Raw genomic sequence first — 14899 nt, 5'->3', positions numbered from 1 at the left:
CGGCCGGGGTGGGCAGGTTACAGCCACCCCGAGCGCTTGAAGCTGGCCCACAGGCCCGTACACCCCACCGCGATAAATCCCAGTACCGCAAAATAGCCGTAGTGCCATTGCAGTTCCGGCATGTTCTGGAAGTTCATCCCATAGATCCCGGCCACCGCCGTGGGGAATGCGAGGATCGCCGCCCAGGCTGCAAACTTGCGCTGCACCACGCTCTGGCGCGAGGCTTCGAGCAGCACGCCGATCTCGATGGTCTGGCTGGCGATGTCGCGCAGGGTCGAAAGGTCTTCCATCTGCCGCGTGACGTGGATCTCTACATCGCGAAAGTATGGGCGCATGTTCTTGTCGATAAACGGGAAGCTCAGCTTTTGCAATTCCTCGCTGATTTCCACCATTGGCGCCACATGCCGGCGCAGCCGCAGTACGTCGCGGCGCAGGCCGTGCAGGTTCTGGATATCGCGCTCGTTCAGGGAGTTGCACAACACGTTGTGCTCCAGCGCATCGATCTCGGCATGAATCGCCTCACTCACGGGCTGGTAGTTTTCGGTGACAAAATCCAGCAGGGCATAGAGTACGAAATCTTCCCCGTGCTCCAGCAGTAGCGGCCGCGCCTCACAGCGCTGGCGTACATAGCCGTAGGACGCCGAGTGGCCGTTGCGCGCGGTGATGATATAGCCGTTGCCGGCAAAAATATGGGTCTCGATAAACTCCAGCTTGCCTTCATGGCGCACCGGCGAATAAGTCACGATAAACAGTGCGTCGCCAAAGGTTTCCAGCTTCGGCCGGCTGTGTTTTTCGAGGGCGTCTTCGATGGCCAGTTCATGCAGGTTGAACTGGCGTTGCAGATTGGCCAGTTCCTGGGCGTCGGGCTCTTCCAGGCCGATCCATACAAAGTGATCAGGCTTGGCCGCCCAGGCGGCGCCTTCATCGAGGGTGATATCCCGGACTTTTTTACCGGCGCTATAGACGGCCGCCGCAACAACTCTACCCATAATGCTGATCGCTTCTTCACAAGTGGCAGTAACCGGCCAGCTTAGCCTGAAACGCCACATTGTAGGAGCCGGCTTGCCGTCAGGTTTTTTGCAGTGTTTTATCCATGGCTTCAATGCACTCGACCATTTGCGTCCGGCACTTCTCCATCAGCCCGGGCATGTCATCCATCGTCAATCCTGTTGTAGGAATCGGCGCCAATGACCGGATCAAGATATCGCCACTGTTCCAGCGATTGAGCTTCATCTGCGTCACATAGGTACTGACGCACACCGGCACAATCGGCACTCCGGCGGCAATCGCCATTTGGAACGCGCCCTTCTTGAACGGCAGCAACGATTCACCCAGGTTGCGTGTGCCTTCCGGAAACACCCAGATCGAGGTTTCTTCGTGTTGCAGGGTATGGGTGGTGGTCAACATCGACCGCCGCGCCTTCTGCGCATTGCCCCGGTCAATCAACACATTGCCCGCCAGCCAGAACAGTTGCCCGAACAGTGGCACCCACTTCAGGCTTTTTTTGCCGATGCACACGGTGCGATAGGGCACCACATTGCCGAACACGAACAAATCATAGTTGGACTGGTGGTTGGCAATAATCACGCAACTGCTCGGCTTGTTGCGCAGCGAGTCCACTTGCGGCTTGACCCGCAGCCGCAGGATCCACATGGCCGGCAGAGCATACAGGCGGGCGCACAGGCGGCTGTTATCCGGGTTGAACGGCCGGCAGATCCCCAGCAGCACGCCCAGCACACCGGCAATCAGAAAATGCAGGCCCATCAATAACATGCGTAAACAATAGAGCATCGACACGGACCATCGGGACAAAAGGTGGCGCAGTGTACGGACGTGCACTGTATTCGGCAATTACCCCTGTAGTGGTAGGAGATGGGCGATGTTTAAGTACATGTTTCAGCAGATGGAGACAGATGCCATCTAGAGCGGTTGCAAGGTGATTCAGAACGGGCTGTAAGAAAAAGCCCGACGCAGGGTCGGGCTTTGTTTGATGCGGTCTCGGGAGACTCAGCCCAGATGTTCCTGGTCCTGAATGATCGCGTTATCCAGCAGATCCAGCAGGGCTTTACGCACCTTCAGCTTGGTTTGCTTGTGGGCGTTCATATTGATCTTCTTCAACTGCCGCGCCGCTTCCAGGGCCGCGGCTTGCAGCTCTTCGGGTGCCACCACCTTATCGAGGAAACCGGCGCTCAAGGCGTCCTGCGGGGTGAACATCTCGGCATTGATCACCGAACGATGAAACGCCGACTTACGCAGGCGATCGCGGGCCAGTTCAATCCCGGCATGGTGCATGGTCATGCCGATCATCACTTCATTCAGGCCAATGCTAAAAGGCCCCTCGACACCAATCCGGTAATCGACCGACAGCAACAGGAACGCCCCCTTTGCCACCGCATGCCCAGGGCACGCGACAATCACCGGAAACGGGTGCGACAACAGGCGACGCGCCAGGGTCGAGCCCGACGTCACCAGGCTGACCGCCTCTTTAGGGCCGGCCGTCATCACTTTCAAATCATAACCACCCGACAGAATCCCCGGCGTACCGGTGATAATCACCACCGCGCGATCCTTCTCGGCCTGGTCCAGCGCTTCATTAAACGCACTGACCACGGCAGGGGAAATGGCATTGACCTTACCGTTGCTCAAGGTCAGGGTCGCGATACCGTCTTCGAGGTGGTAGGCAATCAACTCACTCATGACGCGATTCCTTGTAATACGTTTAATAGAAGGGCAGGCCGCAGACGTTACCCAGCATGGCCGCCCCGGTAAAGCGCCATGACTGACTGGCCAGTCAGACTTTTCCCAACCGCCCGGCCCAGAGTAGGCTACGTCAGGGCTCGCCAGCCACCTTGGCCCCATACCGACACGCCTTGAAAATGGCACAATCGCCGCCCTCCACACCGCGCCAGAGGGAGGCGGCATGGGATAACCGTCTAAGCGCATGAAAATTCTGAAAAAAACCTTTGCCATCGGAAAAGCTTTCGACTACATTAGCGCGCCTCGACAGACTGAATCAGTTTGACGAGATACGGTGAAGTGTCCGAGTGGCTTAAGGAGCACGCCTGGAAAGTGTGTATACAGGAAACTGTATCGAGAGTTCGAATCTCTCCTTCACCGCCAAATTTGAAACGACTAAACCCCTGAAAACGTTAAAGTTTTCAGGGGTTTTGTGTTTTCAGAGGGTCAAAAAAGCCCCATATGGGAACATCCATGGGAATACGGGCTGCTGAATTGGCCGCGTTCGAACCCCGGTTTACGGGCCTTCGTCAGCACCTGGTGGCTGAATGCCCAGGGCGTGCTGCAGCATGCCGATGACGTCCGGGCCGTCCTCGTTGATCCACATGCCGTAGTGCTGCCGGATCATATTCGCGCTGGTGTGGCCCATCTGTTCCGCGATCCAGTCGACCGAGGCCACGCCGGTGGTGAGCAACTGGCTGGCGTAGGTGTGTCGGCATTGGCCAGGACCACGATAGCGAACGCCGGCCGCTTTCAAGTGCGCTTTGAAGAACCTGTCCCTCACGACGAAGTCGCTGACGTGCGGTAGGCCGCTCTTGGTGTTCAGGAACACAAAATGCAGCTTGTGCTTGCGGACGGTCTTGTTGTCCCGCTCGACGACGTCGACCGTGTCCACAGTCTTGAGCTGGTTGATGGCGTCCAGTTTGCGCAGGGCATCCCACGCGGGCTCCAGCAGGCGCACTTTGCGCGTCGAGCGCCGGGTTTTGGTCACGCGGTAGGCCCCGCGCACCTTGGACCGGCGGAAAGTCACTGTCCCCTGTTTCAGGTCGACGTCCTCCCAGGCCAGCGCGATGGTCTCCGACACCCGTGGGCCTGCCCAGATCATGAACTGCACCATCAGTAGCTCCTGGGTGCGACTGGTGTGTGTTTCAAGGATCTGCTTGATTTCCGCCCTGGTGAACGGGTCCGGCGCCTCTGGATCGGGCAGGCGGACGAATAAACCTTCGGTTGGGTCGTGCGCGACCTTCTTCCTGGTGCGGTAAAGCCGGAACACCTGGCGCACGTTGCTGATGATGTCGCGGATCGTCTTGTTCTTGAGACGTTTCGACAGCGGCCCTTGAATCCACTCTTGCAGGTCCAGGTGGTCAATCTGATCGATCTGAATGTCACCCCAGCGGGGCCGCACATGCACCTCAGCCTTGTTTTTGTACCCACGGAAAGAGGTCGCGGCCACGCTGTTGTTCTTGATGGTCAGCCATAGGTCCAGGTAATGCCCAAAGCTGTTCTCGGCCAATTTGGTCGATTCGGGAAAATGCCGGCGATAATCGAAGGTGCCAGCCTGTATCTCGTATTCGATCACCGTCACCAGGCGCTTTGCATGCTCACGGTTCTCCGGTGTGTTGCCGCCGGGCACCAGCTCCCGACAAAGCTCGCCATTGAAACGAAAATAGACCCGTACCGAATTGCCACGGGCCTCTACGCCATCTGCCATATCCGTCCCCACACGATGTATCGAAAGATTCTGCCAACAGGAAGAAAAAAGGCCCGTCGCCGGGCCTGATGTATTGCGGTTTTAGTGTTGCCGATCACTGTTGGCGAAGTAACCAGAATAGGCTGGCACTTTTTCTAGGTGCCTGTGCGGTACCGGATTGGGCTTCCTCGGCCCGCCGCTGAGCGTTTAGCGCCTGGCGTGCTTTGCTGCACTTCTGGTGGTTGCCGTGGGCGCGGGATCTGTTGCACTGATCGCAGATGCCAGTTAGGTCGAGGTTCCAGGGGAAGGATTTACCGTTGTTCATGGTTTGTCCTTAGTCATCGGTTTTCTCCAAACAGAGACAGGCGATTTAACTGACTGTGGCAGTGCGGGTTGACCCAAATGCATTCAGTACGGGTCGCGGATCCGCGCCCCGCACTAATACGGGCGGAAGTGCCATAACTGGCCCAGCCAGGCAGCAGCTCGGCATACAAATCGCTTGGGTAACCAGACAAAACCACCATCCCTTCCAGCTCGAGTAAAACGGCGAGCAATTCCCGATGCGCGGTGTCGTCCATTTCGTGCTTGTAGTACCGGCCGCTGGATGCACCCTTGTACCTGGTGTCGTGCACGTAGGGTGGGTCTACGTAGTGCAGGGTCTGCGGCCCGTCGTGCGCCTTAATCACCTCGGTCGCCGGTCGGTTCTCAATCAACACTCCACTCAGTCGCTGACCTACCTCTGCAAGTTGATCGGGGTAGCTCACCCAAAGTGACTGGGCTGTGCCGTATTGGCGTTTGGTATCAATGCGAAAACCCGTGATGCCCTTTGTCGCGCCGGCAGAGCCGAAGCCCATTTGAGCCCTGATGATTGTCCGGCGGGCGCGTTCTATTGGGTCGGCGCAAGACTCCCAGGACAACTCGAACTCCTCCCTTGAGTAGGGTGTGAAAACCAGGCGTTCAACGAGTCCTGATCGAGAGTCTTGATCCTGCAGCACTCGGAAAAGGTTGACGATGTCGCCGTCCAGGTCGTTGTAAACCTCTGCATATGATCGAGCCTTCTGCATCAGCACGCCGGCGGCGCCACCGAATGACTCTACGTAGCAAGTGTGATGTGGGAAGTGTTGCAGCACCCATGGTGCGAGTCTGAATTTGGCGCCGTGATAGCGGATGACTGGTGATGTAATTGTCATTGGTGGCTCCCCATCACATCCGAAACGATTGATGAATGAATACCGGCTGAGCCTTATGCTCTGCGGGTTTTGCGCTGTCGCTTTGGACCTCACAGACAAACCGATGCCGCTTTTGGTTGGGCTCCGTCAGCGCCTCTGTCAGCTCAGGTAAGACGTCGGCGCATTGCTCATAGGCGGTAGGGCCGTTCCAGCTATCAGCCCTCACCACCTGGCAATCCGTCCGGGTCGCATCCGCGCACAGGTAAAGCAAAAGGAACACGGTCATGGTGCGTTCCCCGCGCCGCAGTTCGGACAGTCGTTGAAGCGCTGACGCTCACTTAGAAAACGCCCGCAGCCTTCGCAGTTGATCCGGTCGCTGTAGAGTCGGTTGCGCGGGCGCTTGAGCTTGGGCAACTTGAGGCCGACTGAGCGCAGTGCCTGCTTGTGGTCGAGCAGCGCGGCCCGGACCACCGGCCGTGAACGCTCGACGATGTATCCGCATGGCCAAAGCTCGAAGCCTTGCGCCAGGTACCCAGCGGCATCTGCCGCGCCCGGGTGGATTGCGTCATTCAGGTTGGTGGTTGGGCCTTTGCCGCCGCGCCACACCAGATCATTGCCGTCCCACTCGCGTGCGTAAGCCACATATACGCGGCCGTCTTCGTTGCGGTAGGCCCCGGCCTCTGACTTGGTGAGGAACTGGCAGTCAACGCCGATCTCTGACAGGTTGCGGACGTACTCCACTGGCCAGGGCAGGTCGGTTTCGCGGCATTCGTACTGCTTGACCGCGGGCTCGCGTTTGAACTGCTCAGCCTCGTTCAGGTTCGAGGTGTAGCCGCCACCGTCGCGCCAGAACATGGCCCGGCTGCCGACGTTACTGCGGCTGTCCTGCAAGAAGAAGAGGTCAGACATGAACAATCTCCCGCTGGGCCACGCTCAATGCCACCGCCACGGGTTGAACCCAGATTGGCATGCTGTTGAGCATGAAAGTTTCTCCGGCCTGGGCCAGCAACAAGGTGGTGCCCATCACATGGGCGATTGCTTCGGCTGCTGACGGTGGCACTGCGTTGCCGATCCGCTCGCGCCATGCCTGATCACTCAGGCCGTCCAGCTCAAACCATTCTTCTGGCTCAACCAGACTTTGCAGCGCGGCCAGCTCCAGCGTTGTGAACGGCCGGTGCCAGGTGCCGTCGAGGCTTTCGATAACGCAGGTCAGCCGCTCGTTGGCTTCTGGCATGCGTGGGTCAGCGACGGACCACCGCCCATTGTCCTGGCGGGCGCTGGCTGAAACCGCGCCGCACTGGTCGCTCCAGCCCACGACGCCGTAATGGCCGCCGGTTAGGTAGGCATCGCCCTTGGTGCGCTTCATGCCCGGGCGTGGGTCTTGAACAGCGAAAGCGCCCTGGCCGGTGGTGCTGCCAGAAATTACCGTGCGCGAGGTGCCGTCCCACTGGGCCACGTTGTACTTGGCGTGCCCAATGCCTGGGTCGCGGGGATCAGCAACGCTGAATGTCCCTTGCCCGGGCGACTTGACGCCGATTACTGCGCCGCTCGTCTCATCCCAACGGCGGACACCGTACTGCTGGTATTGCAGGGCGCCGGCCCTGGCCCGTGGATCCGCTACCGAAAACTTGCCGTTGGTTGGGCCGCTGCGTGCGGCGACGGTGCCGGCGGTTTCGCTCCAGTCGTGAACACCAAGGAAGCCATCCCGGAACTGGGGAACAATGACTAGGTCGCGCAGGTAGCCGTCCTCGATCGCTAAATCATTCAGACAGCGCCAGTCTTTGCCGGCTTCGACCAGGGCGAGGCGAACCCACGTTTTCCATTGCAGCGCCGGTACCCGGTGCATTGGGCCAGCGGCGGCAACATCACCAGCCATTGGCATGCGGCCCAGGATCGAACCCACAGATTTGAGCGTCTTCTTCTCTGGCTCGTACAGGAAGGGCGGCACCTTTTCGATGTGCCTGGCCACCAGCAAGAAACGCTTGCGGCTCTGGGCCAGGCCGCCGATCACGCCGCAGTCGTGCGTGGTTTCTGCAACTGCATAACCGTAGTGGTTCAGCAGCTTATTGATCTGGTCCAGCAAGTGCCGGCCACGGGTAGCCAGGCGCGGTACGTTCTCGAAAACGATCAACGATACCGGGTCATCCTTCCAGGCTTCGCACATCAGCCACACGCAGCGCAGCGTCAATTCGTTGAGGGCCTGGTATTTCGGGGTCAGGCTCATTGTCTCGGACAGCAAGCCCGAGGCGCCTTTGCATGGGCTGGAGATAAACACAGCGTCGGGGCGCTGATAGCCAGCGGCCTTGCGCACGTCGTCAGGGCCAGCTTCAACCCATCCAGGTGGTGGCTGCTTGCCGTGAAAAGCGGTGTACATACCAAGAGTGAACAGGTCCAGCAGCGTGCCAGGTACACCAGACAGCCGTTGGAAGTCCCGCAACCCGGCCGGGTCAACATCGATGCCGCCGATGCATTGCCATTCGGCTTGCATGTTGCCCACCACGGGCTTGGCGTTGTTGAACCCTTTGGCGCCGCCGCCGAGGCCGCAGCAAAAATGGAAGTGCTTGAAAATGCGCTTAAGCATTGGACACCTCGACGGCCTTCAGCTTCGCCGCGCGTGCCGCCTGGAATTCACTGGACAAAATCTCAACCGCCCCGTCAATCCACCCACTTGTTGGTTGACCTGCCGCGACGTTGGAGTCGTGCTCGGCTTTGTTGATCTGAAAGCCCAGGTGAAAATAGGCGGTGCCGTCGAGTTCAAACTTAATTCCGCCGCACAACCACAGGTTGCCGCTATTTACGCCGAGTCGATCCCAGTATTCGGTGCTGCTCAAGCGTTTTGGACAATGCTCATTCCACAGAGCTACAAGCCGTTCATGCTCTGCTCGAATAGCAGCCCGTTCTTCCTTCGGGATGCCTTTTCCAGGCTTGGCAGCTGCGCGCAGTGCTCGGTATCCGTGATCATCAGGACGGCACCAGTGCACATCATGCTCGCGACCGCTGGTGAGTTTCACGCCGCCGGCGTAGTTGGAATCAACGTCGCGCATTGGGGCGACCTTGCCGCCGAACATGGAACCGAGAACGGCCAGTCGTGCTAGGAAAATGTCCTTCTGCGCGTAAAACTCGCGAACAATGGCGACGGTCGCCGGCTCATTGGACTTATAAAAATACTCGGCCATGATCACTGCCCTCCCGAAGTCGTGCGGGGAATTGGGGCAATAGACGTGATTTCAGCGCCGATGAGCATGTCTTTCAGCCAGTAATCACCCCGAAGACAGTCGCCTCCGTCATCTTCACAACATTCAAGTGTTGAGTCTGACTTTGCTGGGTCGACCATCACGATTACGGCGTAAGTTTCGTCGGTGCCGTAGATACCGCGTTGTTGAAGGGTTTTATAGGCATTGCCAACGGCGCAGTCGATAACTTCCAGGCCAGTGCAATTACCACCTACTGAAACTTCAATCTCTGCGCGGTATTGCCAGTAACCGAAAGTGAGCCGGACTTTCTGGGTAGCCATGTTCCCTGAACTGGTTAGATTCGGGTCGTAGTTCATTACATCATTGCTTTCCTCGCCCCATCCTTTGTCGAGTCGACAGGTCATCAGGTCAAGAGCGGATTGGGCTCGCTTGGTGATCGCGTCGGGATATGAGCAGTCCCCCGCAGCGAGGTCGTCGACGAAGTGCTCCAGGGCATCCATAGCAGCCAGGGAATGGCCGCGAGCCCAAGAGATGACTTCACCACCGTCTACCTCCCTCGGGACTGTGTTTCCTTTGGCCCCTCGGATAACGATGGTGTCGTATCGTGGTGTGGTAGCCTCTACGGTGCCGCCTTGGGGTTGATTCACTTGCATGGTGCTTCTCCTTTGGGTGGTCGGTGTCGAGGGGTTGCAGCCCCTCGGCACCACCTTCTTACTGGCTTTCGCCGATTGGGTTTTGCTTGCGCACCAGGTGCACCAGCAGGTTTTCAAACTCAACAACATCATCAGTTGCGGACTGCCATTCCAGGACCGCTTGGATCTGTTCCCGGCCGCACTCCAACACCAGGATCTCTTCGTTGTTAACTGCCTGAACCTCCAGAATCTCGACCAGCCCGGCTGGGTGGTAGGCTTCGGCGTGAACGATTTTCCCGGTCTCGCCAATCCAGTCCTTAAGGCCTTTCAGAAGCCTGAGCCGGATTGTTTCCCCGTTCTGGCCGGCACCGGTGATGACTTGTACGTGCATGGTGCTTCTCCTTTGGGTGGTAGGCGTTGCAGCGCCAGTCAGTAAGGAATGGTGTCGAGAAAAGCGATGTCGTGTACCAGCTTCCTGGTCTCAAGCTGCAGGTCCTGCGGGATAGCGAGAAGATTGCAGAGCAGATCGATCAAACAGATCAATTGTGCGCAGTTGAGTGCTGTACGCGCGTTCAGGCATTCACCGTATTTACGAGTGAACTGGCCTTTGTAGGCGGGTAGAAAAGCCTGGAGGCTGCCGCAAACCCAGTCTCCGTACTGAGCGACTGCGACACCGAATGCACTTGCCTCCGATGCGCTGAGGTTGCCGATGGCTTCAGGCCGGATTCGGGGTGTATGGGCATCGGCAGCTGAAAGATCGATCAAAACTATGCGGCTTTTGACTGCATCGCTGCATTCCAGCGGTTGATTGGCGGTAATCACCAGAGCCCCCCGGAACGTCACTTCTTCGCTGGGGCCCTCTGCTGATCGAATCAACACGCTGCCCGAGTCAAAAAGCGGCTTCAGTTCATCCCAATCAATGGCCTGGCCTAACTCACCTTGTTCCTCGCAAATAACAATCCGCTGCCCTGCGCTGGCAAATGTCCGCGCTCGCCCGGCCGGAGTGGCATGGGAAAGTGCCTGTGAGTAAGGCGTTTGCCCGTTCAACTTTTGTAGGTAATCCAAAAGAAGAGTTTTGCCGCTGCCGGCGGTACCGACGATTTGCAGGAACGGGAAGCTGTTCTGGTCCTGACGAATTCGGGCGGCATGCACAGCCCCCATCCACCAGGCCATAGCCAGTACCCCGCGCGCGCCGAAGTACGCGGCAAAATCGTTGAAGCGAATGGCTGATTTGAGTTCGTTTTGCATGGTGCTGCTCCTGTTGTTGCGGTGGTTACACGCCCTGGAATACCCAGCAGCGAATGGTTTTCGGTTTGTCGAAAGCGTCCAGCGCCCGCGCCGAGTTGACGGCCTTGTTGGATTCCAGAAACTTGGGTGATTTGCTGGTCTTGAGCAGGCGCTTCAGGTCACTGAGTGCCGGTACCTGCTGGCGCTTGTTGGCCGCCATCTCTACAAATTCGTTGAGGTTCACGGCAATCAGCCCATCCCGGCGGGCGTGGTTGAGCGCCCCTGTTTCGTCCATACCGTTGAGGAAGTCGTACAGGTCCCAAAACTCAGTAACGGTTGGGTGGTCGGCGTTGATTGCTTGCTGGCGCTCCAGGGCCATGCGACTGACCTCGGCGTGTGCCAGGGCTTTACGGTGCTCGCCAAGCGGTACAACGTCGGCCAGGGCGTCCACCAGGCTGCGCAACTGGGCGTGGTTTTTCGCGATACGCACCGTGCGAATGCCGGGTTGTGCCAGCAGCTCCTGCTCGTAGCCGGAGGTGTTTTCTTCCATCACGCGCATGGTGTTGGCTTCGCGTTGCAACGCCTTGACCAGGAAGCCGCTGATCCTTTCCATCGGCATGCGCTCCAGCTGCTCGGCGAACTGCTTGGTTTCCGGGGTGTGGTGCTCGCGGGTCAGGTGGACGTGGCAAAGACGCTGGAGGATCGGTTCTGATGCGTTTACAGCGTTGTTCTGTGCAATCAGCAGGGCCGCGCGGAACGGCGGTTCGTGGGTGTCGTTGCCGTTGTTTTTCACGCCAGTGGAGCGAACGCTGCGGCCGTTGTAGGCGGTTTTCAGTTCGTCCCAGTCGAAGTGCTTTACGGGTTGGCCTTCCTTCTGCTCACGCTCGGACTCGATCAACACCACCGGGAGGTTGCTGACTTGCGAGAAGTTGCGCGCACGGCTGGCGGCGGTCGCTTTGGAAGGGTCGAAACCTTCGTAATCAGTGCGGCCGACCAGTTTCCACAGCAGCTCGACCAGGGTGGTTTTGCCCGAGCCGGCTTCGCCTACCAGCTCCAGAAACATCAGAGATTTGTGGATCTGGCGGATCTGCTCGGCATGCAAAGCGCCCAGCCACCAGGCCAGTACCACAAGGCCCTGGACGCCAAAGCAACGCCAGTAAATGTCGAACCACCCTTCGTTGTAGGCGTTCAGGTCGGTATTGATATGCAGCACGGGCGACTGGCTCTGGGACTTGATACTCAGCTTGCCCAGGTCAAAAAAGTCTTCTTTGTTGCGCACCTGCACCGCCCCGTCGAAGAAGGCCAGGTCGTTGAAAACATAAGCACCGTGTTCGCGGCTGTAGCCGATCCATTCGATGGTGTTGACGGCTTTCAGGCAATCCAACTGGGGGGCCAGAATCCGTTTCAATTGTTGGGCACTGCCCTCGAACATCGCGCCATTGGAGACGTTGAGCAGGCGATTCGCGAACTCGGGCGCCGACGTGAGCTGCTTTGCCGTGAAGGTGCTTTTAATGGCAGGCCCTTGTGGGCGCTCGATACGGAAGTAGTACCAGGCCTCATCGGTCAGGTCGTTGCGCATGTAGTACAGCGCTTGGAAGTTGCAGTTGGCGATGCAGGTCACTGAGCCGGATTGGCGCAGTGCCTTGTAGCGCCGCTGTTCCTCAGTGAGCAACTGATCTTCATGCCGCTCAGAGCTTTCCAGATCGCCCACGGCGCGGTCGTACTTATCAATGTCAAGCCGGAACCAGTACAGGCGCTTGCGGAATGTGAAGTTGAATTCCTTGCGCTCGTCGCGCAGGTAGATGAGGAAACCCTTTTCCTCTGCCGAGTCAGCCAGCAGCAGGTCACCCTGGTGGCGAGCGTCATCAAGGTCTTGCTCGATGCGTTCGGCACGTTTCTCGTCGCCCTCGATCGACTTCCAGCGGTGGTGCAGATCGTTCCAGTCGACCTTTTTACCGTTGGGCTGTGGGATCACCGCCGCTTTGCAGGTGAAGCCCAGGTCGCGGGCCTCTTTGACCCAGCGGCGTGTATTGGCTTTAGCCACCGGTTCGTTATCCAGTGCCCACACCAGAGTCGGCAGGCGCTTGTCAGCGTCATGGCGCAGCTTGACCAGGGCCTTGAGTGAATCAATCGGGCAGGGAGCACTGGACATCATCGACACTGCCGATACGTCGTTATGCAGCAGCGCGATAGCGTCGAAGATCCCTTCGACGATAAACAGCTCGTCGACCTCCAACAGGTCTACGCTAGGCGGGCACCACCAAACGCCTTTGTAGCCAGTTGCGCCTTCGCCGGTAGGGCGAAAGCGCGCTTTCATCTTGCCGAAGCGGTCAGGCCGATCTATCAGGCGTTCCCAGTAGCCGCCTTTCTCCAGGGCAAAACGCACCGTGGCGCTACCGATATTGAGCCGGCTATCCCAGTAGTTTTCCTGGGTGAACCATCCGGCGATCAGCTCAAATTTGAAGCCCCGCGCAAACTCCAGGTACGCGCGGGCGGTGGCAAGGGGATTGTCCGGTGTCGACGGGGCGGTCTTGCTCCAGTCGTTGAACAGGTCGTCATACACGTCCTTTATATAGACGCGGTGGTCGCACTTTTCCGGCCGTCCACAGATCAACGTCCAGGGCGAATCGTAGAAGGTGTACAGAGTCTTCTGGCCGCAGGCAGGGCAAACACCCTTACGCATATAGTCGGTGCCGCGCATGTGCTTGAGCTGGTAATCCCGCTCAATGCGTTGGATGACGTCGGCGCGCAGCCTTTCTTTCATTTCCATCGGGGCTTACTTCGCTTCGTCGAGACTGTGTTTAAGGGCGCCGATCAGGCGTTTCTGTGCTGCCATCACCGGGAATGCAACGAGCAGCGAGCCATGCCGCAAACCCTCGGGGATCATGCGAAAGCGGTCGTCGTGCCAATGCTCGTTGAGCAGCACCGCGTACTGCGCACGTAGCTCAACGAGCAGTGCCTTAGCCTGGTCGCGGGGCAGTTTTGCGGTGATGGCGACGTCGATTTCCATGGTCCACCTCGGATTTCGGGCAAAGCTCACCCAAACCCACGGCAACCGGGGAAGGGCGGGATGTTTAAAAGGGGCTTACTGAGGGTGTGGCTTGTGCACGGTGTTGCGTTGGTCGAGCAGTTTTTGCGGGAGCAGTCGTCCCGAAATAGGGCGGCGCTGTTGGGTCAAGGTGTCCAGCAGCCAAATGACAGGCCGGAATGGGCCGCTACTGGGGTAGATACCGAGCCAGGCAATGCGGTTGCATGTCATGCTTTCAAACTCGGCCACGGCCAATTCAGCAATGCGTTGCACCAGGTGCGGCGGCACTTCCAATGACAGCGTCAGGTACTGGGCGCAGTTATCCAGCAGTTGGGTGTCACCGGCCAGGTGTTGGGAGCGGTGGCGGTACAGATAGGCCACGGCCGCTTGCTGCATCGCTACGCGGTAGTCGCTGGTGGGGTTGGCGGTCAAGTTGATGGCGTTCATACGGATGCAGTCTCCACGTCCAGTTGGTCCAGCAAATCGGGTTGGTTTGTATCGGAACGGCTATCGCGTATCGCCTTTTGGCGAGCTATGTACGGGGCGATTGGGACTATGGTCAGCGGCTTATCAACACCCGATGGACTGAGTTGAAAGTCGATGGTTTGAGTACCGGTGAAAGTTGCCCCGCACACGACGTTGGTGCATTGGTAATACAAAGACCGGAAACATGGCGTCTGCCCCTCAGACGTCCGAATACGCAGCGGGCCGTAGCAGGCAGGGCAAACCAGCTTGTAGGTGCTCAATGCTTTTGCCCCCGGCCGTGCAGCATGATCGTTGCCAGAACCTCGGAATGGCGCGCCGCTTGGTAATGGCTATGAGCGCTCAAAATGGCCTCAGCCTCGTCCCGCTCAATGACCCCGTCGTCCAATGCCTTGGCGATGATCTGGTCGACGACGCCGCGCTTGGCGGCAGCGTTTACTGACCGGCTGTAGAGGTCGACGTTGTCGAGCGTTTCAGGCTTGGCCAGGGGCACAAACATGCCGCCGTACATGGCTGCTATGTATTCCGGCAGATGGGTGGTACCGGCGTCCTGCTCCAGCATATGGATCTGCTCATCACTCAAAGGCCGGCTGCCGGCGTTTTCGTAGATGTGGTTATCGAATTTTTTGATTTCGTAACCGAGGCGCGCCGCAGCGCATTCGCGACCACCTTTGTAGTCGCTGATGACAGCGCTCATGACTTGCCGCTTGGTCGCTAGAACTGGGCGTTTCATCTTCTGG

The 14899-nt window shown here is 58.5% G+C and carries 17 protein-coding genes and 1 tRNA gene; 1 reads left to right on the top strand and 17 read right to left on the bottom strand.

The features are described from left to right. Positions 1 to 17 precede the first annotated feature (17 nt). The 3 genes from HBO05_RS16075 to HBO05_RS16065 all read right to left on the bottom strand — a co-directional run bounded on the left by HBO05_RS16075 (position 18) and on the right by HBO05_RS16065 (position 2697). Complete coding sequence (locus tag HBO05_RS16075) at positions 18 to 989, bottom strand: magnesium and cobalt transport protein CorA (RefSeq protein WP_169956993.1); 972 nt, start codon at positions 987 to 989, stop codon at positions 18 to 20. A 79-nt stretch (positions 990 to 1068) separates the two neighbouring features. Next, positions 1069 to 1791: a 1-acylglycerol-3-phosphate O-acyltransferase gene (locus HBO05_RS16070; RefSeq protein ID WP_170043290.1), complete on the bottom strand. Its 723-nt coding sequence runs from the start codon at positions 1789 to 1791 to the stop codon at positions 1069 to 1071. Positions 1792 to 2007: 216 nt separating this feature from the next. Next, entirely contained in the window at positions 2008 to 2697 is a 690-nt protein-coding gene (locus tag HBO05_RS16065) for a crotonase/enoyl-CoA hydratase family protein (protein WP_169956995.1), read from the bottom strand. A gap of 333 nt (positions 2698 to 3030) precedes the next feature. Here HBO05_RS16065 and HBO05_RS16060 point away from each other — a divergent pair. Further along, positions 3031 to 3120, top strand: a tRNA-Ser gene (locus HBO05_RS16060). 133 nt (positions 3121 to 3253) lie between these two features. Here the strand turns inward: HBO05_RS16060 and HBO05_RS16055 are convergent. The 14 genes from HBO05_RS16055 to HBO05_RS15990 all read right to left on the bottom strand — a co-directional run bounded on the left by HBO05_RS16055 (position 3254) and on the right by HBO05_RS15990 (position 14892). Continuing rightward, complete coding sequence (locus tag HBO05_RS16055) at positions 3254 to 4447, bottom strand: DUF3596 domain-containing protein (RefSeq protein WP_169873893.1); 1194 nt, start codon at positions 4445 to 4447, stop codon at positions 3254 to 3256. Positions 4448 to 4764: 317 nt separating this feature from the next. Next, on the bottom strand, positions 4765 to 5616 hold the full coding sequence (locus tag HBO05_RS16050; RefSeq protein ID WP_172313340.1) for a DNA adenine methylase: 852 nt from the start codon (positions 5614 to 5616) through the stop codon (positions 4765 to 4767). Positions 5617 to 5629: 13 nt separating this feature from the next. Next, positions 5630 to 5881, bottom strand: coding sequence for a hypothetical protein (locus tag HBO05_RS16045; RefSeq protein ID WP_172313338.1), 252 nt, complete (start codon positions 5879 to 5881; stop codon positions 5630 to 5632). After that, on the bottom strand, positions 5878 to 6504 hold the full coding sequence (locus HBO05_RS16040; RefSeq protein WP_172313336.1) for a hypothetical protein: 627 nt from the start codon (positions 6502 to 6504) through the stop codon (positions 5878 to 5880). The genes HBO05_RS16045 and HBO05_RS16040 overlap by 4 nt, the downstream gene beginning before the upstream one ends. Continuing rightward, positions 6497 to 8176 carry a DNA cytosine methyltransferase gene (locus HBO05_RS16035; RefSeq protein ID WP_172313334.1) on the bottom strand — a complete coding sequence of 560 codons (1680 nt, stop codon included), beginning with the start codon at positions 8174 to 8176 and terminating at the stop codon, positions 6497 to 6499. Before HBO05_RS16035 ends, HBO05_RS16040 begins: the two co-directional genes overlap by 8 nt. Next, on the bottom strand, positions 8169 to 8771 hold the full coding sequence (locus HBO05_RS16030) for a hypothetical protein (protein ID WP_172313332.1): 603 nt from the start codon (positions 8769 to 8771) through the stop codon (positions 8169 to 8171). The genes HBO05_RS16035 and HBO05_RS16030 overlap by 8 nt, the downstream gene beginning before the upstream one ends. Positions 8772 to 8773: 2 nt before the next feature. Next, positions 8774 to 9442, bottom strand: a complete 669-nt coding sequence (locus HBO05_RS29100) for a DUF5406 family protein (RefSeq protein WP_222932568.1) — start codon at positions 9440 to 9442, stop codon at positions 8774 to 8776. A gap of 58 nt (positions 9443 to 9500) precedes the next feature. Continuing rightward, entirely contained in the window at positions 9501 to 9812 is a 312-nt protein-coding gene (locus tag HBO05_RS16020; RefSeq protein ID WP_172313330.1) for a hypothetical protein, read from the bottom strand. A gap of 38 nt (positions 9813 to 9850) precedes the next feature. Then, the gene (locus HBO05_RS16015; RefSeq protein WP_172313328.1) at positions 9851 to 10669 is read right to left on the bottom strand and encodes a DUF5906 domain-containing protein; all 819 of its coding nucleotides are present in this window, start codon (positions 10667 to 10669) and stop codon (positions 9851 to 9853) included. 25 nt (positions 10670 to 10694) lie between these two features. Then, positions 10695 to 13412, bottom strand: a complete 2718-nt coding sequence (locus tag HBO05_RS16010) for a toprim domain-containing protein (RefSeq protein WP_172313417.1) — start codon at positions 13410 to 13412, stop codon at positions 10695 to 10697. 12 nt (positions 13413 to 13424) lie between these two features. Then, positions 13425 to 13658: a hypothetical protein gene (locus tag HBO05_RS16005; protein ID WP_172313326.1), complete on the bottom strand. Its 234-nt coding sequence runs from the start codon at positions 13656 to 13658 to the stop codon at positions 13425 to 13427. Positions 13659 to 13733: 75 nt separating this feature from the next. Continuing rightward, positions 13734 to 14123: a hypothetical protein gene (locus HBO05_RS16000; RefSeq protein WP_092231675.1), complete on the bottom strand. Its 390-nt coding sequence runs from the start codon at positions 14121 to 14123 to the stop codon at positions 13734 to 13736. Beyond that, positions 14120 to 14422, bottom strand: coding sequence for an ogr/Delta-like zinc finger family protein (locus tag HBO05_RS15995; protein WP_092231673.1), 303 nt, complete (start codon positions 14420 to 14422; stop codon positions 14120 to 14122). The genes HBO05_RS16000 and HBO05_RS15995 overlap by 4 nt, the downstream gene beginning before the upstream one ends. Beyond that, on the bottom strand, positions 14419 to 14892 hold the full coding sequence (locus HBO05_RS15990; RefSeq protein WP_092231670.1) for a YmfL family putative regulatory protein: 474 nt from the start codon (positions 14890 to 14892) through the stop codon (positions 14419 to 14421). The genes HBO05_RS15995 and HBO05_RS15990 overlap by 4 nt, the downstream gene beginning before the upstream one ends. Positions 14893 to 14899: the final 7 nt, after the last annotated feature.

The organism is Pseudomonas sp. WS 5079 (assembly GCF_012985465.1).
In the GTDB taxonomy this organism is placed as follows: Bacteria; Pseudomonadota; Gammaproteobacteria; order Pseudomonadales; family Pseudomonadaceae; genus Aquipseudomonas.
Note: the sequence above shows the minus strand (reverse complement) of the source record. Positions and strands in the feature narration are given on the sequence as shown.